General features: G+C 71.8%; 24 protein-coding genes. 15 read left to right on the plus strand and 9 right to left on the minus strand.

Annotation, left to right across the window (positions count from 1 at the left end):
* The first annotated feature begins 12 nt into the window (after window positions 1-12).
* Entirely contained in the window at window positions 13-678 is a 666-nt protein-coding gene (gene snpA, locus ACGFZW_RS31100) for a snapalysin (protein WP_393896608.1), read from the plus strand.
* A gap of 196 nt (window positions 679-874) precedes the next feature.
* Here the strand turns inward: snpA and ACGFZW_RS31105 are convergent, their stop codons facing one another.
* Both ACGFZW_RS31105 and ACGFZW_RS31110 read right to left on the minus strand, forming a co-directional pair.
* On the minus strand, window positions 875-1417 hold the full coding sequence (locus ACGFZW_RS31105) for a GNAT family N-acetyltransferase (RefSeq protein ID WP_393896609.1): 543 nt from the start codon (window positions 1415-1417) through the stop codon (window positions 875-877).
* A 156-nt stretch (window positions 1418-1573) separates the two neighbouring features.
* Entirely contained in the window at window positions 1574-2659 is a 1086-nt protein-coding gene (locus tag ACGFZW_RS31110; RefSeq protein ID WP_393896683.1) for a magnesium and cobalt transport protein CorA, read from the minus strand.
* 299 nt (window positions 2660-2958) lie between these two features.
* Between ACGFZW_RS31110 and ACGFZW_RS31115 the strand changes: the two genes are divergently transcribed.
* The 4 genes from ACGFZW_RS31115 to ACGFZW_RS31130 all read left to right on the plus strand — a co-directional run bounded on the left by ACGFZW_RS31115 (window position 2959) and on the right by ACGFZW_RS31130 (window position 7180).
* Window positions 2959-3159: a hypothetical protein gene (locus ACGFZW_RS31115; RefSeq protein WP_393896610.1), complete on the plus strand. Its 201-nt coding sequence runs from the start codon at window positions 2959-2961 to the stop codon at window positions 3157-3159.
* A complete protein-coding gene (locus tag ACGFZW_RS31120) occupies window positions 3156-5474 on the plus strand; it encodes a heavy metal translocating P-type ATPase (RefSeq protein ID WP_393896611.1) in 2319 nt (772 codons plus the stop codon). The genes ACGFZW_RS31115 and ACGFZW_RS31120 overlap by 4 nt, the downstream gene beginning before the upstream one ends.
* A gap of 252 nt (window positions 5475-5726) precedes the next feature.
* Window positions 5727-6665, plus strand: a complete 939-nt coding sequence (locus tag ACGFZW_RS31125; protein ID WP_393896612.1) for a beta-ketoacyl-ACP synthase III — start codon at window positions 5727-5729, stop codon at window positions 6663-6665.
* A 110-nt stretch (window positions 6666-6775) separates the two neighbouring features.
* A complete protein-coding gene (locus ACGFZW_RS31130) occupies window positions 6776-7180 on the plus strand; it encodes a VOC family protein (RefSeq protein ID WP_393896613.1) in 405 nt (134 codons plus the stop codon).
* Window positions 7181-7254: 74 nt separating this feature from the next.
* On the opposite strand, the gene ACGFZW_RS31135 is transcribed toward ACGFZW_RS31130, so the two are convergent.
* The 3 genes from ACGFZW_RS31135 to ACGFZW_RS31145 all read right to left on the minus strand — a co-directional run bounded on the left by ACGFZW_RS31135 (window position 7255) and on the right by ACGFZW_RS31145 (window position 9252).
* On the minus strand, window positions 7255-7476 hold the full coding sequence (locus tag ACGFZW_RS31135; protein WP_393896614.1) for a hypothetical protein: 222 nt from the start codon (window positions 7474-7476) through the stop codon (window positions 7255-7257).
* A gap of 86 nt (window positions 7477-7562) precedes the next feature.
* Window positions 7563-8480 (minus strand): glutaminase, encoded by a 918-nt coding sequence (locus tag ACGFZW_RS31140; protein WP_393896615.1) that lies wholly within the window; start codon window positions 8478-8480, stop codon window positions 7563-7565.
* Between the two features lie 10 nt (window positions 8481-8490).
* A complete protein-coding gene (locus ACGFZW_RS31145; protein WP_393896616.1) occupies window positions 8491-9252 on the minus strand; it encodes a helix-turn-helix domain-containing protein in 762 nt (253 codons plus the stop codon).
* An 80-nt stretch (window positions 9253-9332) separates the two neighbouring features.
* Here ACGFZW_RS31145 and ACGFZW_RS31150 point away from each other — a divergent pair, with 80 nt between their 5' ends.
* From ACGFZW_RS31150 to ACGFZW_RS31160, 3 genes are all read left to right on the plus strand, one after another.
* On the plus strand, window positions 9333-9569 hold the full coding sequence (locus ACGFZW_RS31150) for a hypothetical protein (RefSeq protein WP_393896617.1): 237 nt from the start codon (window positions 9333-9335) through the stop codon (window positions 9567-9569).
* 179 nt (window positions 9570-9748) lie between these two features.
* Window positions 9749-10339 (plus strand): N-acetylmuramoyl-L-alanine amidase, encoded by a 591-nt coding sequence (locus tag ACGFZW_RS31155; protein WP_393896618.1) that lies wholly within the window; start codon window positions 9749-9751, stop codon window positions 10337-10339.
* A 235-nt stretch (window positions 10340-10574) separates the two neighbouring features.
* Window positions 10575-11456, plus strand: coding sequence for a 1-aminocyclopropane-1-carboxylate deaminase/D-cysteine desulfhydrase (locus ACGFZW_RS31160; RefSeq protein WP_393896684.1), 882 nt, complete (start codon window positions 10575-10577; stop codon window positions 11454-11456).
* A gap of 16 nt (window positions 11457-11472) precedes the next feature.
* Here the strand turns inward: ACGFZW_RS31160 and ACGFZW_RS31165 are convergent, their stop codons facing one another.
* On the minus strand, window positions 11473-13074 hold the full coding sequence (locus tag ACGFZW_RS31165; protein WP_393896619.1) for a Na+/H+ antiporter: 1602 nt from the start codon (window positions 13072-13074) through the stop codon (window positions 11473-11475).
* 92 nt (window positions 13075-13166) lie between these two features.
* Between ACGFZW_RS31165 and ACGFZW_RS31170 the strand changes: the two genes are divergently transcribed.
* From ACGFZW_RS31170 to ACGFZW_RS31185, 4 genes are all read left to right on the plus strand, one after another.
* Window positions 13167-13427: a UBP-type zinc finger domain-containing protein gene (locus ACGFZW_RS31170; protein WP_393896620.1), complete on the plus strand. Its 261-nt coding sequence runs from the start codon at window positions 13167-13169 to the stop codon at window positions 13425-13427.
* Window positions 13428-13459: 32 nt separating this feature from the next.
* Window positions 13460-13948 carry a GNAT family N-acetyltransferase gene (locus ACGFZW_RS31175; RefSeq protein WP_393896621.1) on the plus strand — a complete coding sequence of 163 codons (489 nt, stop codon included), beginning with the start codon at window positions 13460-13462 and terminating at the stop codon, window positions 13946-13948.
* A gap of 282 nt (window positions 13949-14230) precedes the next feature.
* Window positions 14231-14644 (plus strand): anti-sigma factor, encoded by a 414-nt coding sequence (locus ACGFZW_RS31180; RefSeq protein WP_003985353.1) that lies wholly within the window; start codon window positions 14231-14233, stop codon window positions 14642-14644.
* A gap of 43 nt (window positions 14645-14687) precedes the next feature.
* Window positions 14688-15665: a SigB/SigF/SigG family RNA polymerase sigma factor gene (locus ACGFZW_RS31185; protein ID WP_393896685.1), complete on the plus strand. Its 978-nt coding sequence runs from the start codon at window positions 14688-14690 to the stop codon at window positions 15663-15665.
* Window positions 15666-15776: 111 nt separating this feature from the next.
* Here the strand turns inward: ACGFZW_RS31185 and ACGFZW_RS31190 are convergent, their stop codons facing one another.
* Entirely contained in the window at window positions 15777-16232 is a 456-nt protein-coding gene (locus ACGFZW_RS31190; protein WP_393896622.1) for a hypothetical protein, read from the minus strand.
* 97 nt (window positions 16233-16329) lie between these two features.
* On the opposite strand from ACGFZW_RS31190, the gene ACGFZW_RS31195 reads away from it, so the two are divergent.
* A complete protein-coding gene (locus ACGFZW_RS31195) occupies window positions 16330-17313 on the plus strand; it encodes a diacylglycerol/lipid kinase family protein (protein ID WP_393896623.1) in 984 nt (327 codons plus the stop codon).
* Window positions 17314-17632: 319 nt separating this feature from the next.
* The gene (locus tag ACGFZW_RS31200; RefSeq protein ID WP_003983230.1) at window positions 17633-17890 is read left to right on the plus strand and encodes a WhiB family transcriptional regulator; all 258 of its coding nucleotides are present in this window, start codon (window positions 17633-17635) and stop codon (window positions 17888-17890) included.
* A gap of 257 nt (window positions 17891-18147) precedes the next feature.
* On the opposite strand, the gene ACGFZW_RS31205 is transcribed toward ACGFZW_RS31200, so the two are convergent.
* The gene (locus ACGFZW_RS31205; protein WP_393896686.1) at window positions 18148-19620 is read right to left on the minus strand and encodes a sensor histidine kinase; all 1473 of its coding nucleotides are present in this window, start codon (window positions 19618-19620) and stop codon (window positions 18148-18150) included.
* 654 nt (window positions 19621-20274) lie between these two features.
* Here ACGFZW_RS31205 and nagB point away from each other — a divergent pair.
* Window positions 20275-21057 (plus strand): glucosamine-6-phosphate deaminase, encoded by a 783-nt coding sequence (nagB, locus tag ACGFZW_RS31210; RefSeq protein WP_393896687.1) that lies wholly within the window; start codon window positions 20275-20277, stop codon window positions 21055-21057.
* 135 nt (window positions 21058-21192) lie between these two features.
* Here nagB and ACGFZW_RS31215 read toward each other — a convergent pair whose 3' ends face one another.
* On the minus strand, window positions 21193-22752 hold the full coding sequence (locus ACGFZW_RS31215) for a glycoside hydrolase family 3 protein (RefSeq protein WP_393896624.1): 1560 nt from the start codon (window positions 22750-22752) through the stop codon (window positions 21193-21195).
* Window positions 22753-22755: the final 3 nt, after the last annotated feature.

Raw genomic sequence — 22755 nt, forward strand, 5'->3', positions numbered from 1 at the left:
AGGAGCCCCCACATGAGATCTCCCAAGACGGCGCTGTCGGCGGCGCTCGGCCTGGGCCTCGTTGCCGCGCTCGCAGCAGCGGCACCGGTTTCGGCAGCCTCCCCCTCCTCCCCCACCTCCTCCCACAGCACGCGGGCCTCGATCGCCGCGTACACCGGCTCGGCCGCCGAGAAGGCCGACACCAAGGCGTTCTTCGAGGCCGTCATGAAGTCGGCCAAGGCCAAGATGAAGGCGCACCCGAACGCGGCGTCGGTCACCGTGACCTACGACGCCAGCGCCGCCCCGACCTTCGCCAGTCAGATATCGCAGAGCGCGTCGATCTGGAACAGCGCCGTGTCGAACGTGAAGCTGCAGGCAGGCAGCGGCGGCGACTTCCAGTACCGCGAGGGCAACGACCCGCGCGGTTCCTACGCCAGCACCGACGGCCACGGCCGGGGCTACGTCTTCCTGGACTACCAGCAGAACCAGGAGTACAACTCCACCCGCGTGACCGCCCACGAGACCGGCCACGTGCTGGGTCTGCCGGACCACTACGAGGGCCCCTGCAGCGAGCTGATGTCCGGTGGCGGCCCCGGCACCTCGTGCCAGAACGCCCAGCCGGACGCCAACGAGCGCGCCCAGGTGAACCAGCTGTGGGCCAACGGACTGGCGGGCCTGCGCTTCGGCAAGGCCTCCTGAGAAACGGCGACCGCCCGCGCCGCCCTGACCCTTCGAGCACGGTCAGGACACGCTGACGGCCGGTGGCTGACGAGGGCCGGTACCTGGCGGCCGGCCCTCTCCAACCCGCATGCGGCGGGGCTCTTCCCGGGCCCCGCCGCTCGCGTGTGCCCGAGGGCGCCGCACCGCCCGGCGGCCGGTGCGGCGCCTTCGGGCGCTATCGCAGCGCCCGGCTCCACACCTCGCGGCCTGCGGCCTCCGCGGGCTGCTCCGGCCGATCCACCGGCTCCCAGCCCCACGAACGGAACGCGGCCCTGGCCGCAGCGTTGTCCGAGGCGAGGAAGGCGACCGCCCGCGCGGCGCTGCTGCGCATCAGCAGCGTCTCCTGGAGGCGGGTGGCCACGCGGGTGCGCCGGTGAACGGGCAGCACGAAGAGTTCGGCCACGAGGAACAGCCCTCCCGCCGCGCCCTGTTCGCGCAAGCTGTCCGGCACCGCGCCGGGCAGGTCCCGGCACCAGTCGTCCGCACGGTCGAGGGGGTGGCCGTAGCAGCATCCGGCGAGCGCGGGGTCGCTGCCGATGACCATCTCGAAGCCGGGGCGCCGGACGTCGTGCTCGGCGAACCGGCGCAGGAAATCCTCCCGCCCGGGGGCCTCCCCGGACACCGGATCACGGTGGGCCGCGGCGTACAGATCGGCGACGGACTCCCGCTGGGTCTCCGCCTGCCACCTGGTCAGCCGCCGTAGGAACACCTCTGCCATGGGCCCTCCCGTTCTGCCGGTCAGCCACCTCCGTCCGTACCGCGCAACCCGTGGCGCGGCGGTACCGGAGACTGATCGCAGCTTACGCGGCCGGGCGATCTTTGGACCTGTCGTTGCCGGCGCCCGTGCGGAGCGGCTCGAACGGCAACGGCCCGCCTACAGCCAGCCGTTGCGCTTGAAGCCGCGGTGGATCACCCAGCACGCCGCCACGGTCACCGCCATCACCAGCGGATAGCCGTATATCCAGTGCTGTCCCGGCATGTAGTCGAAATTCATGCCGTAGACACCGCAGACCATGGTCGGCACGGCCAGGATCGCCACCCAGGCACTGATCCGGCGCATGTCCTCGTTCTGGGCGACGGTGACCTGGGCGAGATGCGCCTGGAGTATGGAGTTGAGCAGCTCGTCGAACGCGGTGATCTGCTCGGTGACCCGGTCGAGGTGGTCGGCGACGTCCCGGAAGTAGGTCTGGATCCGCGGGTCGACCGGCGACATCGGCTGGGTGGCCAGCGCCTGCATCGGCCGGTCCAGCGGCGCCACCGCCCGCTTCAGTTCGAGCAGTTCGCGCTTGAGCTGGTAGATCCGGCCGGCTCCGCCGCCACCCCGGACCGAGAAGACCTCGCTCTCGACGTCGTCGATGTCGTCCTGCACGGCGGCTGTGACGTCCAGATAGTCGTCCACGACCAGGTCGGCGATGGCGTGCAGGACGGCGGACGGGCCGAGGGCCAACTGCTCGGGGATGCTCTCCAGTTGCTCACGGAGCGGGCCGAGCGAGCCGTGGCCGCCGTGCCGCACCGTGATCACGAAGTCGGCGCCGGTGAAGACCATGATCTCGCCGGTGTCCACCACTTCGCTGGTGTCGGTGAGCCGGTCGTGTTCCACATAGCGGACCGTCTTGAAGACGGTGAACAGCGACTGGTCGTAGCGCTCCAACTTTGGCCGCTGGTGGGCGTCGACGGCGTCCTCGACGGCGAGCGGGTGCAGCCCGAACAGCTCGACGATCCCGGCGAACTCCTTCTCGGTGGGCTCGTGCAGGCCGATCCAGACGAAACCGTCGCCGGACTTCCTGACCCTGCGGATCGCCTCGGCGGCGGGGTGGTCGCCGCTCTGCCGTATGCCGGAGACGTACACCGCGCAGTTCACGACGGCGGTGCCCAACGGCGATCGGGCCGGGTGGCTGAGGTCGACTCCATGGCTACGCGGCTGCGGCAGCCGAACGGCCTTGCGGAGGTTGCTGATCATCGACACCCCGCCAGTATGGCGCGCCGGGGCCTGCCTGCGGTACGGCGGAGCCCCGGTTTTTGCGCCCCGGGATCCTGACATGTGCGGAGATAAGCACCGAAGAGTGACGCCGGATCGGCAGACTCGGCGGTCACCGGCAGGCCGGCCGTGAGGCTCGCCACTCCCTCCACGGGGTGACGGATGCGCCCCCGGGTCCGTCGGTCGCGGAATACCCCTAGGGGGTATATGGTTCTGCACAGTGGACGCCGGCCGCCGCCGTCGTCCTCGGCATTCGGGAGGCTCGCGATGAGGAGTACGCCATGAGGGCCCTGACCACCCCGGCCAAGCTCGGCGGCTACGCACTGATCCTGCTCGTCGTCCTCGCCGGCGGTTTCGGCCTCGGCCGCGCTATCGGCGACGATGGGGACGGTCGGCAGGCCCCCGCACCGCACCGGCCGGCCACGCCCGCACCGGCCACCGAGCACGGACGGCACCCGCAGCAGACGGAGGAGCAGTCATGACCACCGCGATCGGCGAGCAGCGCGTCGAGCTGGAGATCGGCGGAATGACCTGCGCGTCGTGCGCGGCCCGTGTCGAGAAGAAGCTCAACCGCATCGAGGGCGTCACCGCCAGCGTCAACTACGCCACCGAGAAGGCGAAGGTGGCGGTCGCCGCGGGCAGTGGCGTCGAGACCTCCGACCTGATCGCCACCGTCGAGAAGACCGGCTACACCGCCGCGCTGCCGGCGCCACCCGCCCCGGCGCCGCCCCCGGTGAACACATCCGGTGACGCGTCAGGCGCGGGCGGCGCACAGGCCACCCCCCAGGAGGCCGACTCCCTCGCCGGACTGCGTCAACGCCTCCTCGTCTCCCTCACCCTCAGTGTTCCGGTGATCTTGATGGCGATGGTGCCGGCGCTGCAGTTCACCAACTGGCAGTGGCTCTCGCTGACCCTTGCCGCCCCGGTCGTCGCCTACGGGGCGCTGCCCTTCCACCGGGCCGCCTGGACGAACCTGCGGCACGGCGCGGCCACCATGGACACCCTCATCTCGATGGGCACCCTCGCGGCGCTTGGCTGGTCGCTGTGGGCGCTGTTCTTCGGTACGGCGGGCATGCCCGGCATGACCCACCCCTTCGAGCTGACCATCGCCCGCACCGACGGCAGCGGCAGCATCTATCTGGAGGCGGCGGCCGGGGTCACCACCTTCATCCTGGCGGGCCGGTACTTCGAGGCCCGCTCCAAGCGGAAGGCCGGCGCGGCCCTGCGGGCACTGATGGAGCTGGGCGCCAAGGACGCCGCCGTCCTGCGGGACGGCCGCGAGGTACGCGTCCCGGTGGCCGAACTGTCCGTCGGCGACCACTTCGTCGTACGCCCCGGGGAGACCGTCGCCACCGACGGCCGGGTGGTGGACGGCGCATCCGCCGTGGACGCCTCGATGCTCACCGGCGAGTCCGTGCCCGTCGAGGTCTCCCCCGGTGACTCCGTCACCGGCGCCACCGTCAACGCCGGCGGCCGGCTCGTCGTCGAGGCCACCCGCATCGGCTCCGACACCCAGCTCGCCCGGATGGCGCGCCTGGTGGAGGACGCACAGAACGGTAAGGCCGCGGCCCAGCGCCTCGCCGACCGGATCTCCGCGGTCTTCGTGCCCGTCGTCATCGCACTCGCCGTCGGCACCCTGGGGTACTGGCTCGGCAGCGGCGCCGGGGCGGTGGCCGCCTTCACCGCTGCCGTGGCGGTCCTGATCATCGCCTGCCCGTGCGCCCTCGGGCTCGCCACCCCCACCGCGCTGATGGTCGGCACCGGCCGGGGCGCCCAGCTCGGCATCCTGCTCAAGGGCCCCGAGGTGCTGGAATCCACGCGCCGGGTGGACACCATCGTGCTGGACAAGACCGGCACGGTCACCACCGGCGTGATGACCCTGACCGGCGTGCACCTCGCCGACGGCGAGACCCGCCAGGAGGCGCTGCGCCTGGCCGGCGCGCTGGAGCACGCCTCCGAGCACCCGATCGCCCGTGCCATCGCCACCGCGGCGGAGACCGAGGCGGCCCGGGGCGGTGCGCTGCCGGCCCCCGAGGACTTCGCGAGCCTTCCCGGCCTCGGGGTGCGGGGCGTCGTCGACGGGCACACCGTCCTGGTCGGCCGCGAGCGGCTGCTGCGGGAGCGGTGGCACGAGCTGCCGCCCGAGCTTGCGGCCGCCACGACCGAGGCGGAGGCGGCCGGCCGGACCGCGGTCGCCGTCGGCTGGGACGGCCGGGCCCGCGCGGTGCTGGTGGTCTCGGACGCGGTGAAGCCGACCAGCGCCGAGGCCGTCCGCAGCCTGCGCGCCCTGGGTCTGACCCCCGTGCTGCTCACCGGCGACAACGAAGCCGTCGCCCGCGCCGTCGCCGCCGAGGTCGGCATCGACGAGGTCATCGCGGGCGTCCTGCCCGAGGACAAGGTCGCCGTCATCACCCGCCTGCGGAACGAGGGCAGGACCGTCGCCATGGTCGGCGACGGCATCAACGACGCCGCCGCCCTCGCCACGGCCGACCTCGGCCTCGCCATGGGCACCGGCACCGACGCCGCCATCGAGGCCGGCGACCTCACCCTCGTCCGCGGCGATCTGCGCACCGCGGCCGACGCCATCCGCCTCGCCCGCGCCACTCTCAACACCATCCGCGCCAACCTCTTCTGGGCGTTCGGCTACAACGTCGCGGCCATCCCCCTCGCCGCAGCCGGACTCCTCAACCCGATGATCGCCGGTGCCGCGATGGCCTTCTCCTCGGTGTTCGTCGTCGGCAACAGCCTGCGACTGCGACGCTTCCGGCCCCTGGCGGCGGCCCGTACACGCCCCTGACCAGCGGATACCTGAAAATCGAGTGGGCCCCGGCGGTGATCACCGCTAGGGCCCACCGGTCTCCGCTGAGCCGGTGGCCGGGAGCGGCCGGCGCCCCGCGCCCCATACACGCCCCGCGGCGCCCATAAGGGTCGTACGCCGGTCGGATGTCTCCAGTTCTGGCGGCGGAACGTTGGCGGATCACGCAACCGCCGGCCGGCGCGGACCGGCGAGACTGGTCGTATACCGCCCGCCCACGCACAGGGGGAACACATGACGGGGTCACGCATCCTGGCTCTCGGCCATTACCAGCCCTCCGCCGTGCTCACCAACGACGATCTCGCCAAGATCGTCGAGACGGACGACGCCTGGATCCGCAGCCGCGTCGGTATCCGCACCCGCCATGTCGCGGCGGCGGACGAGACCGTCGACGCGATGGCGTCCGCCGCGGCCGCCAAGGCGCTCGCCGCAAGCGGCCTGGCCGCGGACGAGATCGACATGGTGCTCGTCGCCACCTGCACCGCCGTCGACCGCAGCCCCAACGCCGCAGCCCGCGTCGCGGCCACGCTCGGCCTGCCGGCCCCGGCCACGATGGACATCAACGTCGTCTGCTCCGGCTTCACCCACGCGCTGGCCACAGCCGACCACGCCATCCAGGCGGGCGCGGCCAGGAACGCCCTGGTCATCGGCGCGGAGAAGTTCACCTCCGTGGTCGACTGGACGGACCGGTCGACCTGCGTCCTGGTCGGCGACGGAGCGGGCGCCGCGGTGGTCACCACCGCGCAGGACCCGCAGATCGGACCGGTGCTGTGGGGCTCGGTCCCGCAGATGGGCGGCGCGGTGCGCATCGAGGGCGACCCCTCGCGGTTCTCCCAGGAGGGCCAGACCGTCTACCGCTGGGCGACCACCCAGCTGCCCACCATCGCCCGCAAGGTGTGCGAGCGCTCCGGCGTGCGGCCCGAGGACCTGGCGGGCGTCGTGCTGCACCAGGCCAATCTGCGCATCATCGAGCCGGTCGCCGAGCGCATCGGCGCGGTCAACGCCGTCGTCGCCCGGGACGTCGTCGACTCCGGGAACACCTCGGCCGCCTCCGTACCGCTCGCCCTGTCCAAGATGGTCGAACGCCGCGAGATCGCCTCCGGCGACCCGGTGCTGCTGTTCGCCTTCGGCGGGAACCTCTCCTACGCGGGCCAGGTCATCCGCTGCCCGTGAGGCAGACCGCGCGTGCCGTGTCCGCGGGCGCACAACCTCGGCGCGCGCCGTCCGGCAGGACGTCCGATGCGTTCAAGACCGCGGCCGGCGTCGCTGCCTAGCCTCGAAACATGACTACCTCGACTCCCCGTTTCGATGCCATCGGCATGACCGTCGCCGACATGGCCGCCTCGCTCGCCTTCTACCGCCGCCTCGGCCTGGACATCGCCGCCGACGCGGACACCGCCCCGCACGCCGAGGCCCCGCTCCCCGGTGGCCTGCGGCTGATGTGGGACACCTACGACACCGCCCGTGCCATCGACCCGGACTGGACTCCGCCGCAGGCCGGCGCGCCCACCGGGCTGGCCTTCGCCTGCGCCGACCCCGCCGAGGTCGACAAGGTCTACGCCGCGCTCACCGACGCCGGCTACCAGGGCGACAAAGCCCCTTGGGACGCCTTCTGGGGTCAGCGCTACGCCGTCGTACGCGACCCGGACGGCCACGGCGTGGACCTCTTCGCACCACTGGAGCGGTGACCACGGGGCAGGTGACCACAGGACGCCCCTGGGGTGCGTCCCTCTCCGAGGCCACTCCCCGGCCCCCGAGCCCGCTACGGCACCTCGCGCAGGTACATGGCCCCGCAGGTGTGGCAGAACGGTTCCGCCTTGGGCGTGCCCCAGGCGTCGGCCGTTTGGGTGGCGGAGGCCGGTGCCAGCTCGCGTCCGCACATCGCCGACGTGCCCTCCAGCCGGACCATGTGCCAGAGCTTGACCGGAACGTCCGCCCGGGGCAGGACGCCTTCCTCGTACTCCGCGCGCATCTCGTGCTCCATGGCGGTGCACCTCCCTACGCCCCACGATGCGCCGACCGGCCGGTGCCCACAACGGCAACCGGGGGCGGCGGGCGGGTGCGGACCGGTCAGAACACCGACCAGCCGGTCAGCGTCGTGAACTGGTCCAGGGCCGCGGCACCCGCGACGGAGTTGCCGCGGGCGTCCAGCCCCGGACTCCATACGCACAGCGTGCAGCGGCCGGGGACCACGGCGACGATGCCGCCGCCCACGCCGCTCTTGGCCGGCAACCCCACCCGGTAGGCGAACTCTCCCGCCGCGTCGTACGTCCCGCAGGTCAGCATCACCGCGTTGATCCGCTTGGCCTGGCGTGCCCCCAGCAGCCGGCTGCCGTCGGCGCGCAGCCCGTGGCGGGCCAGGAAGCCGCCGGCGACGGCCAGATCGCGGCAGCTCATCTCGATCGAGCACTGCCAGAAGTAGTGCTCGATGACGCTGGGGACCGGATTCTCCAGGTTGCCGAAGGACGCCATGAAGTGGGCGAGCGCCGCGTTGCGGTCGCCGTGGTCGGCCTCGGAGTCGGCCACTCCCTGGTCGAAGGCGAGATCCTTGTTGCCGCTCTCCTCGCGCAGGAAGTGCAGCATCGTGGTGCTTGCGTCGCCGGTGAGGGTCTGCAGCCGGTCGGTGACCACCAGCGCTCCCGCGTTGATGAACGGGTTGCGCGGGATGCCGTTCTCCCACTCCAGCTGGACCAGCGAGTTGAACGGCGTACCGGACGGCTCCCGTCCGACCCGCTTCCAGATGTCCTCGGGGTCCTGCGAGCCTGCCATCACCAGCGCCAGGGAGAACGCCTTGGAAATGGACTGCACGGAGAACGGCACCTCCCAGTCACCGACGCCGTACACATCGCCGTTGATGTCCGCCAGCGCGATCCCGAAACAGCCGGGATCCACCCGCTCCAGCGCCGGAATGTAGTCGGCGACCTGGCCCTTCCCCACATAGGGCCGGGCGAAGGCGGCCACCTCCTCGAGAACGGCCTGGTAGTCCATGCCGGACACGCTAACCCGGCCCGAGGAGCACCCCCAACGGAGCCCCCGCCAGGGACTTCACCTCGCGCGCGAGGTGCGCCTGATCCGCGTATCCGGCGCGGGCCGCGACCTGCGCGTACGGCACCCCGGAGCGCGCGAGGTCCAGGGCGCGCACGAGCCGCAGCACCCGTGTCAGGGTCTGTGGGCCGTAGCCGAACGCGTCCAGACTGCGGCGGTGGAGCTGGCGCTCGCTCAGGGCCACGGAACGGGCGACCTCGGCGACCGGCAGGCCCCGGGCCAGCGCCGCGGCGATCGCGGCGGTCCGTCCGGGACGGCCGTCCCGGTCGGCCGGACCCGCGGCCTCCAGGAGCCTGGCCGCGGCGGCCTCCTCCAGGACGCGGCCCGGCGCGGTGGCACCGCTCACCCGCTCGGCCAGCTCCCGCACCCGTTCCGCCGGCCACAGATCGGCCAACGGCACGCGCTGGTCACGCAGTTCATGTGCCGGTACGCCGAAGAACGCCGGACCCTGCCCCGGGGCGAAGCGCAGCCCCACGTAGCGGGAGCCGGGCGCCACATCGCCCAGGAGGTGCGGGCCGGTGTCAGGACCGGCCACCAACAGATGCCCTTCGCCCCAGATCAGGTCCGTGCAGCCGTCGGGCAGGACGGGGCCGGGCGAGGGCCGGGCGGTGTTCGTCCACAGCACCGCGCCCGGCAGCCGGGACGCCCGCTCGCGGTACCCGCCCGCCGCATCCGCTGCGCCGTGCGGCTCACCCGTGTCGCGCTGCTCGCTCACGTACTCCAGCCTGGCACGGGAACCCTTCGGCCGTCCGCGCCGTTGATCCCTTACGACACCGACCTTCACGGAGGCAGCACATGGCAGGGTTTCTCGACCGCGCCAAGGAGCAGGCACAGCGCGGACTGGCGCAGGGCAAGCAGAAGGTCGACGAGGTACAGCAGCAGAGGGCCGGCAGCGATCTGCTGAAGAAGCTGGGCAGCGCGTACTACGCCGAGCGCAACGGCAGCGGCACGCCGGAAGCGACGCAGAACGCGCTGCGTGCCCTGGAGGCCCATATCGCCACCCATGGGGACGCCTTCCTGCACGGCGCGTAGCAAGCGTTCGGCTCGCCGCGACGGGCGGAGCCGCTCCGGGCGGCCGGAACCGCTCGCACAGGTGTCGAACGCCTGGTCCTTCTTATGGCGTTCCGCTCCCCCGTCGGCGGGCCGTCCCGTACAAGCGAGGCATGAGGCGGTGCGCGGTCGGCGGCCGTCGCGCACCGATCGGAGACGGCATGCCCGCACCGCTGCCCGCCGCGCGCTTCCTCGACGTCCTCAAGGACGAGGGGTTGCGGGTCGTCGAGGTCGACGACTGGCAGACCCACCACCGCAACGACAAGGGCCCTTGGGGCACGGTGCACGGCGTGATGGTGCACCACACCGCCACGTCCGGCGCCGACCGCACCGTACGGCTCTGCTACGACGGCCGCCCCGACCTGCCCGGACCGCTGTGCCACGGCGTGATCACCAAGGACGGCACGGTGCATCTGGTCGGCGGCGGCCGCGCCAACCACGCGGGCCTCGGCGACGGCGAGGTCCTGCGCGCGGTGATCGCCGAGAAGCGGCTGCCGCCGGACAACGAGGCCGACACCGACGGCAACCGCCACTTCTACGGCTTCGAGTGCGAGAACCTCGGCGACGGCGCTGACCCCTGGCCGCCGGCCCAGATCACGGCGCTTGAGAAGGCCGCTGCCGCCCTGTGCAGGACCCACGGCTGGACCGAGCGCTCGGTCATCGGGCACCTGGAGTGGCAGCCGGGCAAGAGCGACCCTCGCGGCTTCACCATGGACGAGCTCCGCGAGCGGATCGCCGACCGACTGAAGTAACCGGCGGCGGGCAGACGAGGCGGTGCACCGGCCTGCGGACGGGACACCGACGGAGGCGGACGGACAGGCGATCACACCGAAGGGACCGCGCAACGGGCCCGCGCCCTCCCCCGCCGGGCAGCGCGGGACAATGGAGCCCGTGACCAGCCCAGTCCCCGATCCGCCCGATCCGGCGGAACCGTCCGAGGCACCGCAGGCGCCCGCAACCCCCGCCGGGCCCTCCGGCCCCGGCGCCCTGCGTCCCCGCCTGCCGTCCCCGGTGCGGGAGATCGAGGACGAGACGTTCGCGCGCCACGGCGTACGGCTGCTGCTCAAGCGGGACGATCTGATCCACCCCGACCTGCCGGGCAACAAGTGGCGCAAGCTGGCGCCCAATCTGCGGGCCGCCGCCGCGGCCGGCGAGCGTGCCCTGCTCACCTTCGGCGGCGCGTACTCCAACCATCTGCGCGCCACCGCGGCGGCCGGCCGGCTGCTGGGCTTCGCCACCATCGGCGTGGTGCGCGGCGACGAGCTGGCCGGGGCACCGCTCAACCCGTCCCTGGCCCGCTGCGCGGCCGACGGCATGCGGCTGCACTTCGTCGACCGCGGCACCTACCGGCGCAAGACCGAACCTGATGTCCTCGCCGCGCTGCACGACCGTTTCGGCGCCTTCGCGGTGATACCCGAGGGCGGCAGCAACTCCCTTGCCGCACAGGGCTGCACGGAGCTGGGCAGGGAGCTGCGCGGAGTCGCGGACACTGCCGCGGTGGCCTGCGGAACCGGCGGCACCCTCGCCGGGCTCGCCGCGGGCCTCGCGCCCGGGCAGCGGGCCATCGGCGTTGCCGTCCTCAAGGGCGGAAGCCCGCACTTCCTTCAGCGAACGGTCGAGGACCTCCAGCGCGCGGCGTTCGGCGCACCCTGCGGGGACTGGCGGCTGGAGGACCGCTTCCACTGCGGCGGGTACGCCAGGCGCACCCCTGAACTCGACGCGTTCGCCGACGCCTTCGAGGCGCGGCACGGTCTGCCGCTGGAGCGCGTCTACGTGGCGAAACTGCTGCTCGGGCTGACGACCCTGGCCGAAGAGGGTGCCTTCGCGCCCGGCAGCACCGTCGCCGCCGTGATCACCGGCATGCCCTGAGCCGCCGTCGCCGCCCCTAGGAAGCGCCCTCCCGGTAGGCGGCCGCCTCCTCCAGGTCCAGCCTGCGCAGCAGTGTCCGCAGCATCTCGTCGTCGATCCGGCGACCGTCCCGCAGCTCGACGAAGACCCGCCGCTCGGCGTCGATCATCTCCCGCGCCAGCCGCCGGTAGGTGTCGTCGGCGGACTCCCCGGTGACCTCGTTGACCGTGCCGAGCCGCTCCCACACCGCGTTGCGGCGCCGTTCCATGACGGTGCGCAACCGGTCCGCCAGCGGTCCCGGCAGTGCGTTGCGCTCGTCCGCCAGCAGTTCCTCCAGGCGCCCCTCGGCCGCCTGCGACGCCTCGTTCTGCGCCTGGGCCTCGATGAGCGTCTCGGCCTGGACGTCCCGGCCGGGCACCTTCAGCGCACGGATCAGCGGCGGCAGCGTCAGCCCCTGGATGACGAGGGTGCCGATCACGGTGGTGAAGGTCAGGAAGAGCACGAGGTTGCGCGCCGGGAAGGAGTCACCGTCGTGCACGGTGGCCGGGATGGCGAAGGCGAGGGCCAGCGACACCACGCCGCGCATCCCGGCCCAGCCCACGATCGAGGTCGCCGGCCAGGGCATCTCCGGCTCCTTCCGGCGGACCCGGGCGGACAGGGCGCGCGGCAGGTACATGGCAGGCACGACCCACACGAATCGCGCCACGACCACCACCGCGAACACCACCACCGCGTACCAGAGCGCTTCTTGGCCGCTGAACTCCCCCAGGCCGCGCAGGACGACCGGCAGTTGCAGGCCGATCAGCGCGAAGACGCTGGACTCCAGGATGAAGGAGACCATCTTCCAGACGGCCTCCTCCTGGAGCCGCGTCTCGAAATCGACCTGCCAGGAGCGGTGCCCCAGGTAGAGGCCGACCACCACGACGGCGAGCACGCCGGAGGCACCGACCTGCTCCGCCGCCGCGTACGCGAAGAAGGGGATGAGCAGCGACAGGGTGTTCTCCAACAGCGCGGAGTCCCGCAGCCGGCGTCGCAGCCAGTGCAGGGGCACCATCAGCACCACACCGACCCCGATGCCCCCCAGGGCCGCGACGGCGAACTCCCTGAGGCCCTCCCCCCATGTCGCACCCACGCCGACGGCCGCGCCGAGGGCCACCTTGTACGCGGTGATCGCGGTGGCGTCGTTGAACAGCGACTCACCCTGGAGAATCGTCGTGACCCGGCTCGGCAGCCCGAGCTTGCGGGCGATGGCGGTGGCCGCGATGGCGTCCGGTGGCGCGACCACGGCGCCCAGGACCAGCGCCGCGGCCAGCGGCAGGTCCGGGATCACGAGATAGGCGGCGTAACCGACCGCGAGGGTGGCGAAGAGGACATAGCCCACCGACAGCAGCGCCACCGGCCGCAGATTGGCGCGGAGATCCAGATACGAGCTCTCCAGGGCCGCGGTGTGCAGCAGCGGCGGGAGCAGCAGGGGCAGCACGATGTGCGGATCGAGCGTGTAGTCCGGGACACCGGGGACGTAGCCGACGAGCAGCCCGGCGGCGACGAGCAGCAGCGGCGCCGGAACGGGCGTGCGGCGTGCCAGTCCGGCGACCGCGGCGCTCCCCGCGACCAGCAACAACAGCGGCATCACAGCCATCGGTCCGTCCCGTCCCCGTGTTCGTCTCGTCCCCCGGCCCCCGGGCCGGGGACACTCTTCGCCATCCGTTCCGGCGATCTAACCTGGCCATCATGAGCGAGTGCACGCACGTATCAGAACTGCCGCGCGCCGAGCCGGCCGCGCGCAGTGCCACCTGCCTGGAGTGCCTGGCCGTCGGCAGCCATCCCGTACAGCTGCGGCTGTGCCTGGTCTGTGGCCATGTCGCGTGCTGCGACTCGTCGCCGTACCGGCACGCGAGCGGGCACTACGCGGAGACCGGCCACCCGGTGATGCGGTCCTTCGAGCCCGGTGAGTCCTGGCGGTGGTGCTTCACCGACCAGCTCCTGGTGTGAGGGACGGTCCGGGGCCGCTTTAACCTTTTCGCATGATCCGCGAAGCCACCCCCGCCGACGTCCCCGTCATCCTCGCCATGATCGGCGAGCTGGCAGCGTACGAACGCGAACCGGACGCCGCCCGGGCCACCGAGCCGCAGCTCCGGGAGGCCCTCTTCGGCCCCCAGCCGGCGGCCTTCGCGTTCATCGCGGAGGCGGACGGCGCCCCCGTGGGCTTTGCCCTGTGGTTCCGGAACTTCTCGACGTGGACGGGCACGCACGGTGTCTATCTGGAGGACCTGTACGTCCGGCCGGAAGCGCGCGGCGGCGGCCATGGCAAGGCGCTGCTGGCGGCCCTCGCGGAGGTGTGCGTGACTCGCGGCTATGAGCGTTTCGAGTGGTCAGTCCTGGATTGGAACGAACCGTCCATCGGCCTTTACCGGTCGATCGGCGCTCAGCCCATGGACGAATGGACGGTCTTCCGGCTCACTGGAGAGGCACTGCACAACCTTGCGGGCTCCTCGCGCGTCAACAGAGCGTAATCGGTATGGATTTGGCAGTGCAGACCCCTAGCCACTGTGCGTACCCGTAGCCTTACAATGAGTGACAGCGATGGCGCCGGGCGACCGGGGCCCGAATCGCCGTCCGGGGGGCAGTCGTGCTCCTTCCGGGCGACATCGGCCCACAGATCGCGATAGCGTCGCAGCCGAACCATGTGCTGCGCCGGATCGTTCTCCTTTCACCGAGGGGAGAGACGCCCGGCGTGGATATCTCGTATATCCAGCATTCCAGCTCAACCAGCTTGTGCCACCTTGGAGGTGAGGGTGTCCCAGATCGCAGGCGAGCCCGGGACTCAGGACTTCGTGGAAGTCCGTCTGCCCGCTGCGGGTGCCTACCTGTCCGTGCTGCGCACGGCCACAGCCGGCCTCGCAGCCCGTTTGGACTTCACCCTCGACGAGATCGAGGATCTGCGCATCGCGGTCGACGAAGCGTGCGCGATCCTGCTGCAACAGGCCGTGCCCGGCAGCGTGCTGAGCTGCGTCTTCCGCCTCATCGATGACGCACTTCAGGTGACCGTCTCGGCCCCGACGACCGACGGCCGCGCGCCCGAGCGCGACACCTTCGCCTGGACGGTGCTCTCCGCACTCGCCGGCAAGGTCGACTCCACCGTCGCCGAGGACCGTACGGTCACCATCAGCCTGTACAAGGAGCGCGGCGCCGGTCCCGGACCGTCATGACCGAACAGGGGGCCCCGTGAAAGATCTCGAACGCGGCGCGCGGATGGCACCCGGGGTGACCATCCCTGATCAGCAGGCACGGCCGCATCCGGTGAGCGTGGATGACCAGGGCGGCCCGTCGGACGCGTCGGAGCAGGCAGAGCGGGCGGACCACATGGACCACAGCGAGCAGCAGGGGAAGCAGGCGCATCCGAACGACGCGTCCGCCCCCGACCAGAAGCCCCAGGAACCCGAGCATGCCCACGAGCCGCAGCATGCCCATGATCCACACGACCGCAGCGGCGCGCGGGCGATGTTCTACCGGCTGCGGGAACTCCCCGACGGCTCCCCCGAGCGCGCGGATCTGCGCAACACCCTGGTCCGCATGCATCTGCCGCTCGTGGAGCATCTGGCACGGCGGTTCCGCAACCGCGGCGAGCCGCTGGACGACCTGACCCAGGTCGCCACCATCGGCCTGATCAAGTCCGTGGACCGCTTCGACCCGGACCGCGGCGTGGAGTTCTCCACCTACGCCACCCCCACGGTCGTCGGGGAGATCAAGCGGCACTTCCGCGACAAGGGCTGGGCGGTGCGTGTTCCGCGGCGCCTCCAGGAGCTGCGGCTGTCCCTGACCACCGCGACGGCCGAGCTCTCCCAGCGGCACGGCCGCGCACCCACCGTCCATGAACTCGCCGAGCAGATCGGGATTTCCGAGGAAGAGGTCCTGGAGGGGCTGGAGTCGGCCAACGCCTACAGCACGCTCTCCCTGGACGTCCCCGACACCGACGACGAGTCCCCGGCGGTCGCCGACACCCTCGGCGCCGAGGACGAGGCGCTGGAGGGCGTGGAGTACCGCGAGTCCCTCAAGCCCCTGCTCGAAGATCTGCCGCCCCGCGAGAAGAAGATCCTTCTGCTGCGGTTCTTCGGCAACATGACCCAGTCGCAGATCGCCCAGGAGGTCGGCATCTCCCAGATGCATGTCTCGCGTCTGCTGGCCCGCACCCTCGCCCAGCTGCGCGACAAGCTCCTCGTCGAGGAGTAGTACACCAGCGGGATCGTGACCGGCGGGGCTCTTCAGGGCCCCGCCTCTTGTCTTTCCGGGGAACTTCCTCGACCCGGGAAGCTTCCTTCCGGGCCGACGCGCTCGTGTGCGCTACTCCCGCGGGCCGATGCCCAGGGCCTCGGTGGCCGTCGGGTTGACCAGCAGCGCCAGTACGACGAGCGCGGCCACCGCGAGCCCGACACCGGCGGCGATCAGCGCGCCACCGCCGTTGACGAGCGTCCAGGCCACCGGCAGCGCCACGATCTGGGTGATGAGCGAAGGGCCGCGGCTCCACCGCCGGCGCAGCCACAGCCCCCGCGCGGCCACCAGCGGAAGCACCGCGAGGGCCAGCACCGTCAAGCCGCCCGTCTCCGCCTGCCGCGCACTGTCGGGGGAACCGGCGAGGCCCATGATCAGCATGTAACCGCCCAGCGCGGCCAGCGCCAGACCTTCGACAGCGGTGAGCGCCGCGGCGGCGCTCAGCCGGGCGGGCCGGGGGCCGGTCGGCTCGGGCACGGCGGAGGTGCCGGCGGCTCGGGTCGCGGACTGCTTCTGCTGACTGCTCACCCCAGCAGGGTAGCGCCGGCGGCCGACGGCTGCCGGTGCCCCCCGGGGACGGACGGGGACGGAAACGAGCGACCGGCGGGTAGGTACGCTGCTACATATGCGCGCACTTCTCGTGGTCAATCCCGCAGCAACCACCACCAGTGCCCGCACCCGTGATGTGCTCGCCCACGCCCTCGCCAGCGACCTCGAGCTGGAAGTGGCCCAGACGCGCTACCGCGGGCACGCCCGGGATCTGGCCCGGCAGGCAGCCGAGGGCGGGAAGACCGAGCTGGTCGTGGCCCTCGGCGGCGACGGCACGGTCAACGAGGTCGTCAACGGCCTGCTGACCCACGGCCCCGATCCGGACTCCCATCCCCGCCTTGCCGTGGTCCCCGGCGGCTCCACCAATGTCTTCGCCCGCGCGCTCGGGCTCCCCAATGACGCCGTGGAAGCCACCGGCGCCCTGCTCGACGCCCTGCGTGACGGCAGCGAACGCACCATCGGCCTTGGCCTGGCCGCCGGCACCCCGGGGAGCGAGGACGAGGGGGCGCCGTCCCGCTGGTTTACCTTCTGCGCCGGCTTCGGCTTCGACGCGGGCGTTGTCGGCCGCGTGGAGCAGCAACGCGAACGCGGCAAGCGTTCGACGCATGCCCTGTACGTGCGGCAGGTCGTACGCCAGTTCATGGGGGAGGCGAACCGCCGGGAGGGCTCCATCACCCTCGAACGCCCCGGTGCCACCGAGGGCTCCACGGAGGTCGTCGAGGGCCTCGCGATGTCCATAATCTGCAACACCGCTCCCTGGACCTACCTGGGCAATCGCCCGGTCTACCCGTCACCGCGGGCGTCCTTCGACGCGGCCCTCGACCTGTTCGCACTGAGCAAGCTGTCGGCCCCTGCGGTGACCCGATACGCCACCCAGCTGCTGGCGTCAACACCACAGCGCGGGCCCCACGGCAAGCACGCGGTGTCCCTTCATGACCTCACGGACTTCACCTTGCATTCGCAGGCGCCGCTGCCCTTCCAGATGGACGGTGACCACCTGGGGCTGCGTACGAGTGTGACGTTCACAGGCGTTCGCCGTGCACTGCGTGTGATTGTGTGAGCAGCAGGGCCGAAAGTCCTTTCACTCGAACGTTTAGGCTGACCTCCACCCCCTGGAAGTACGGCTGTGAGCTAGGCGACACCAAGGAATCAAAAAAAACTTTCCAGAAGGGGTTGTATCCGTCGCCGAGGTTTGCGAGTCTCTTCATGGCGATCGGGACGGCCGCTCAACCGGCCCCCTTGAGAGTCCGAATCCTCCTCCTCATCCACAGGACCGCACCAGTTCACAACTGGAGTTCGGCCCTTCCCTTGTGGAGGGATTCGTGAAAGCGTTCACATTCACAAGCAACGTTCCCGTCACACGAGGAGATGGAGCAGCCATGGACTGGCGTCACCGCGCCGTTTGCCGCGAGGAAGACCCCGAGCTCTTCTTCCCCATCGGCAACACCGGTCCTGCGCTCCTGCAGATCGAGGAAGCCAAGGCCGTCTGCCGCCGCTGCCCCGTCATGGAGCAGTGTCTGCAGTGGGCGCTCGAGTCCGGCCAGGACTCCGGCGTCTGGGGTGGTCTGAGCGAGGACGAGCGCCGCGCAATGAAGCGCCGTGCAGCTCGTAACCGGGCGCGCAACGCCAGCGCCTGAGCCAGACGCCCCGTGGCCCCCGAGCCGCAGCGCGCAGTAACAACCGATGCTCCCCCAGAGCTGATTGCCTGGCGGTCACGCATCGCGATATGAGCTTTGAGCCCCGGACCGGATGGTCCGGGGCTTGCTGCTGTTCGGGGTCCGGCTGCCGCGGCACGTGTGCGCGGCCACGGTCCGGCCGGTCGCACTGTCGGCGGAGGGTGCGCAACGGACCGAGGAACCTGCTCGTCCCCCGGTCCGCTTCCTCGGCTTCTGCGTCAGTGCTGCTTCTCGGGGCGGACCGGCACATCGAGGATGACCTGGGTGCCCCGTTCGGGTGCGCGGACCATGTCGAACGTGCCTCCCAACTCTCCCTCGACCAGGGTGCGTACGATCTGCAGCCCCAGGTTTCCCGCGCGATGCGGGTCGAAGCCCTCCGGCAGGCCACGGCCATCGTCCTGCACGGTGACCAGCAGGCGCGGCTCGGTGCGGCTGCCCCCGCGCACCGCGCCGACCTCGACCGTGCCGTGTTCCCCCTGGTCGAAGGCGTGTTCCAGGGCGTTCTGCAGGATTTCGGTGAGCACCATCGACAGCGGCGTGGCGACCTCGGCGTCCAGGATGCCGAAGCGCCCGGTGCGGCGGGTGGTCACCTTGCCGGGGGAGATCTCCGCCACCATGGCGAGCACCCGGTCGGCGATCTCGTCGAACTCGACGCGCTCATCGAGGTTCTGGGACAGCGTCTCGTGCACGATGGCGATCGAACCGACCCTGCGGACCGCTTCGTTGAGCGCCTCGCGGCCCTGGGCTGAGTCCATCCGGCGGGACTGCAGCCGCAAGAGCGCCGCCACGGTCTGGAGATTGTTCTTCACCCGGTGGTGGATCTCCCGGATGGTGGCGTCCTTGGTGATCAGTTCGCGTTCGCGGCGGCGCAGTTCGGTCACATCGCGCAGCAGCACCAGCGAACCGATGTGCGTGCCCTTGGGCTTGAGGGGGATGGCGCGCAGCTGGATCACGCCTTCGTCTCCCTCGACCTCGAACTCCCGGGGGGCCCATCCGCTGGCGAGTTTGACCAGGGCCTCGTCCACCGGGCCGCGGGCCGGGGCGAGTTCGGCGGTGGCCCGGCCGAGGTGGTGGCCCACCAGGTCCGCGGCGAGGCCGAGACGGTGGTAGGCGGAGAGTGCGTTGGGGCTGGCGTACTGGACGACGCCGTCGGCGTCGAGGCGGATCAGGCCGTCGCCGGCCCGCGGGGACGCGTCCATGTCGACCTGCTGCCCGGGGAAGGGAAACGATCCGGCAGCGATCATCTGGGCGAGGTCGGAGGCGCTCTGGAGGTAGGTGAGCTCCAGCCGGCTGGGGGTGCGCACGGTCAGCAGGTTGGTGTTGCGGGCGATCACGCCCAGCACCCGTCCGTCGCGGCGCACCGGGATGGACTCGACGCGTACCGGAACCTCCTCCCGCCACTCCGGGTCGCCCTCCCGCACGATCCGCCCCTCGTCCAGGGCGGAGTCCAGCATCGGGCGGCGGCCCCGCGGGACGAGATGGCCGACCATGTCGTCCTGGTAGGACGTGGGGCCCGTATTAGGGCGCATCTGGGCAACCGACACATAGCGGGTGCCGTCCAGGGTGGGGACCCACAGGACGAGATCGGCGAAGGACAAATCGGAGAGCAGCTGCCACTCCGAGACCAACAGGTGCAGCCACTCGAGGTCGGAGTCACTCAGAGCGGTGTGCTGGCGTACGAGATCGTTCATGGAGGGCACGTCTTGGAGCCTACCGGCGTACGGTGTATGTGTTGTCCTTGCACGAGCATGGACAACCAAGAATGGTCTAGTCCAGAATTCACACAGACCTCCGCTCTCCCCGCACAGGAGAGTGGAACGAGGCCCGAGACGCTCTCTGCCCTGACTGCGTCCCGGCCTCTGATCGACCGGTCCCGGGACGGGTCCGTACCCCTACCGCACATTGGGGTGCCTCCCGCCCGAAAGCGGGGCCGGCCGATGTCAGCTCCGGGCTGCGGTGCCGGACAGGTTGAGGGTCCTGTCCCGGCGCCGCGGCCCGCGGGTGCTTCAGGGCTCCGCGCGCGCCGCCCGGCCCCGAACCGGGCCATCCCCCGACATCCCCGCACCCCATTCGCGCCTCACTCGCCCCAGCGACAGCGCTGCCCTCTTCACCCATGCGGCGATCGCCCCCTGCACCCCACGGCATCCCGGTCACGGCGTCGCCCTCGCGACCTCATCTTCCCCGGCGTCGCGGCGACTTCCGCCGGCGCGGGAGCGGTGCGCGGCGCGGCCGCGGAAGCCCGATCTCCAGCGCCTCGCACCCATGAACACCACCGGGCTCGGCCGGCCTTCCTCTGGTAGATTGGTCTATACCACATGCCCATTCTCCAGAACGGCAGGCCAAGCGTGGAAGTTGTCATCGTCCCGGACGCCACGGCAGGCGGCGAACTCATCGCGGAGGCCATCGCCGCCCTGGTGCGCCGCAAGCCCGACGCTCTGCTCGGTGTCGCCACCGGCTCGACCCCGCTGCCCGTCTACGAGGCACTCTCGGGCAAGGTCCGCGCCGGTGCCGTGGACGCCTCGGGTGTGCGCATCTGCCAGCTCGACGAGTACGTCGGCCTGCCGCCCGGCCACCCGGAGTCCTACCGTTCGGTGGTCCTGCGCGAGGTCGTCGAGCCCCTCGGGCTGCGCGAGGACGCGTTCATGGGTCCTGACGGCTCGGCCGAGGACGTCCAGGCGGCCTGCGAGGAGTACGACCGTGCGCTGAGCGCGGCCGGCGGGGTGGATCTGCAGCTGCTCGGCATCGGCACCGACGGGCACATCGGCTTCAACGAGCCGTGCTCCTCGCTCGCCTCCCGCACGCGCATCAAGACGCTGACCCGGCAGACCCGGGAGGACAACGCCCGGTTCTTCGACAGTCCCGACGAGGTCCCGCACCACGTCATCACCCAGGGCATCGGCACCATCCTGGAAGCCCGCCACCTGGTGCTGCTCGCCACCGGCGAGGGCAAGGCCGACGCCGTCGCCCAGTCCGTCGAGGGCCCGGTGGCCGCGCTGGTGCCCGCATCGGCGCTGCAGCTCCACCCGCACGCGACGGTCGTCGTCGACGAAGCCGCCGCCTCCAAGCTCAAGCTCGCCGACTACTTCCGCGCCACCTACGCTGCCAAGCCGGAGTGGCAGGGCATCTGAGCTGCGGAAACGTTCGACGGCCCCGGCCACTGAGCCCCCCGGCTCAGGGGCCGGGGCCCATCCGGCGTGGCCGGGCCGCCCCACGCGGTGTCCCGGCCACGTCGTATTTCTCCCCCGGCGTCGCCGCGGTCCGCGTCACCGGCGCGGAGCGGGTCCTTGCCCGGTGAGGGTCTCGGCGGCGGCCTGGCCGCAGACCCGTGCGGCGCCGTGCGTGGCGAGGTGCGGGGCGCCCAGCGGCGGTGACTGCGGGACACCCATCTCGACCACGGCGGTGTCGGGACGGGCGCCGAGCAGTGCGCGCAGGGCGTCGGCCATCCAGGGGTGGCGGTGGACATCGCGTACGACCGCCACTATGCGGCGGCCGGCGGCGGCGTCGAGGAGGCCGTCGATCAGGGCGGGGGTGCCGGCCGTGGCGGCGGCTTCGCCGGTGTAGGTGGCGGTGGCGGTACCGGGCAGCAGCCGGCTCAGTTCCGCAGCGACACCCCAGGGCGTCTCGTCCCCCACGGCGATGTTCGCGAGCGGCGTGAAGGCGGCGACGTAGGCGGGGGCGGTCAGCGGCGCGTAGGGGCCGTCGGCGGTGAGGCGCAGCGCGCGGCGGGCGGCGGCGAGGCCGATCCCGGGTGCGGGCGTGACCTCCTCGGCCGCGCCCGCGTTGCGTGCCCAGCGTGCCAGGGCGCGCACCCGGGCCGCCGCCTCGGTCAGCCGCTCCTCCGGCAGCTCGCCGTTGCGTACCGCCCTCACCAGGGCGTCGCGCAGCCGCAGCACGGTGTCCTCGTCGGCCAGCCCGCCGCCCACGCAGATGGCATCGGCGCCGGCGGCGATGGCCAGGACGCTGCCGCGTTCCAGACCGTAGGTGGCGGAGATGGCCTGCATCTCCATCCCGTCGGTGACGATCAGCCCGTCGAAGCCCAGCCCGCCCTCGGCGGCCGGGGCGCGCAGCAGGCCGTGCAGCGCTGCCGGGCTCAAGGTGGCGGGACGGCTGCCGTCCAGGGCCGGCAGCAGGATGTGGGCGCTCATCACGGCTCTGGTGCCTGCGGCGATGGCGGCGCGGAACGGCACGAGTTCACGTTCCTGGAGGGTGGGCAGGTCGGCAGCGATGCGCGGCAGGTCGTGGTGGGAGTCGACGGCGGTGTCGCCGTGGCCGGGGAAGTGCTTGGTGCAGGCGGCGACGCCTGCGGACTGCAGGCCCTCGACGTAGGCGGCGGTGTGCCGGGCGACCAGCTGCGGGTCGGCGCCGAAGGAACGGACACCGATGACGGGGTTGGACGGGTTGGAGTTGACGTCGGCCGAGGGTGCCCAGTTGAGGGTGACGCCGCATTCGGCGAGCCGGCGGCCGAGCTCCCGGGCGACGTCGCGGGTCAGGTCGGTGTCGTCGACGGCGCCGAGCGCGAGGTTTCCGGGAAAGGAGGACCCGCCGCGCACCTCCAGGCGGGTGACGTCGCCGCCCTCCTCGTCGACGGCGACCAGGACGTCCTCGCGTTCGCCCCGCAACTGCGCGGTGAGGGAGGCGAGTTGTGCGGGGGCGGCGACGTTGCGGCCGAACAGACCCACCGAGGTGAGTCCTTCGCCGAGGCGCCGCAGCAGCCAGTCGGGGGCGGTGGTGCCGGTGAAACCGGGCTGGAGGACGGCCAGGGCGTCGCGGGTGAGGGTGTCGGCGGAGCGTACGGAGCTGCCGGAACGAACGAGAGGAGTCATGTC

Source organism: Streptomyces sp. NPDC048248 (assembly GCF_043201875.1).
In the GTDB taxonomy this organism is placed as follows: domain Bacteria; phylum Actinomycetota; class Actinomycetes; order Streptomycetales; family Streptomycetaceae; genus Streptomyces.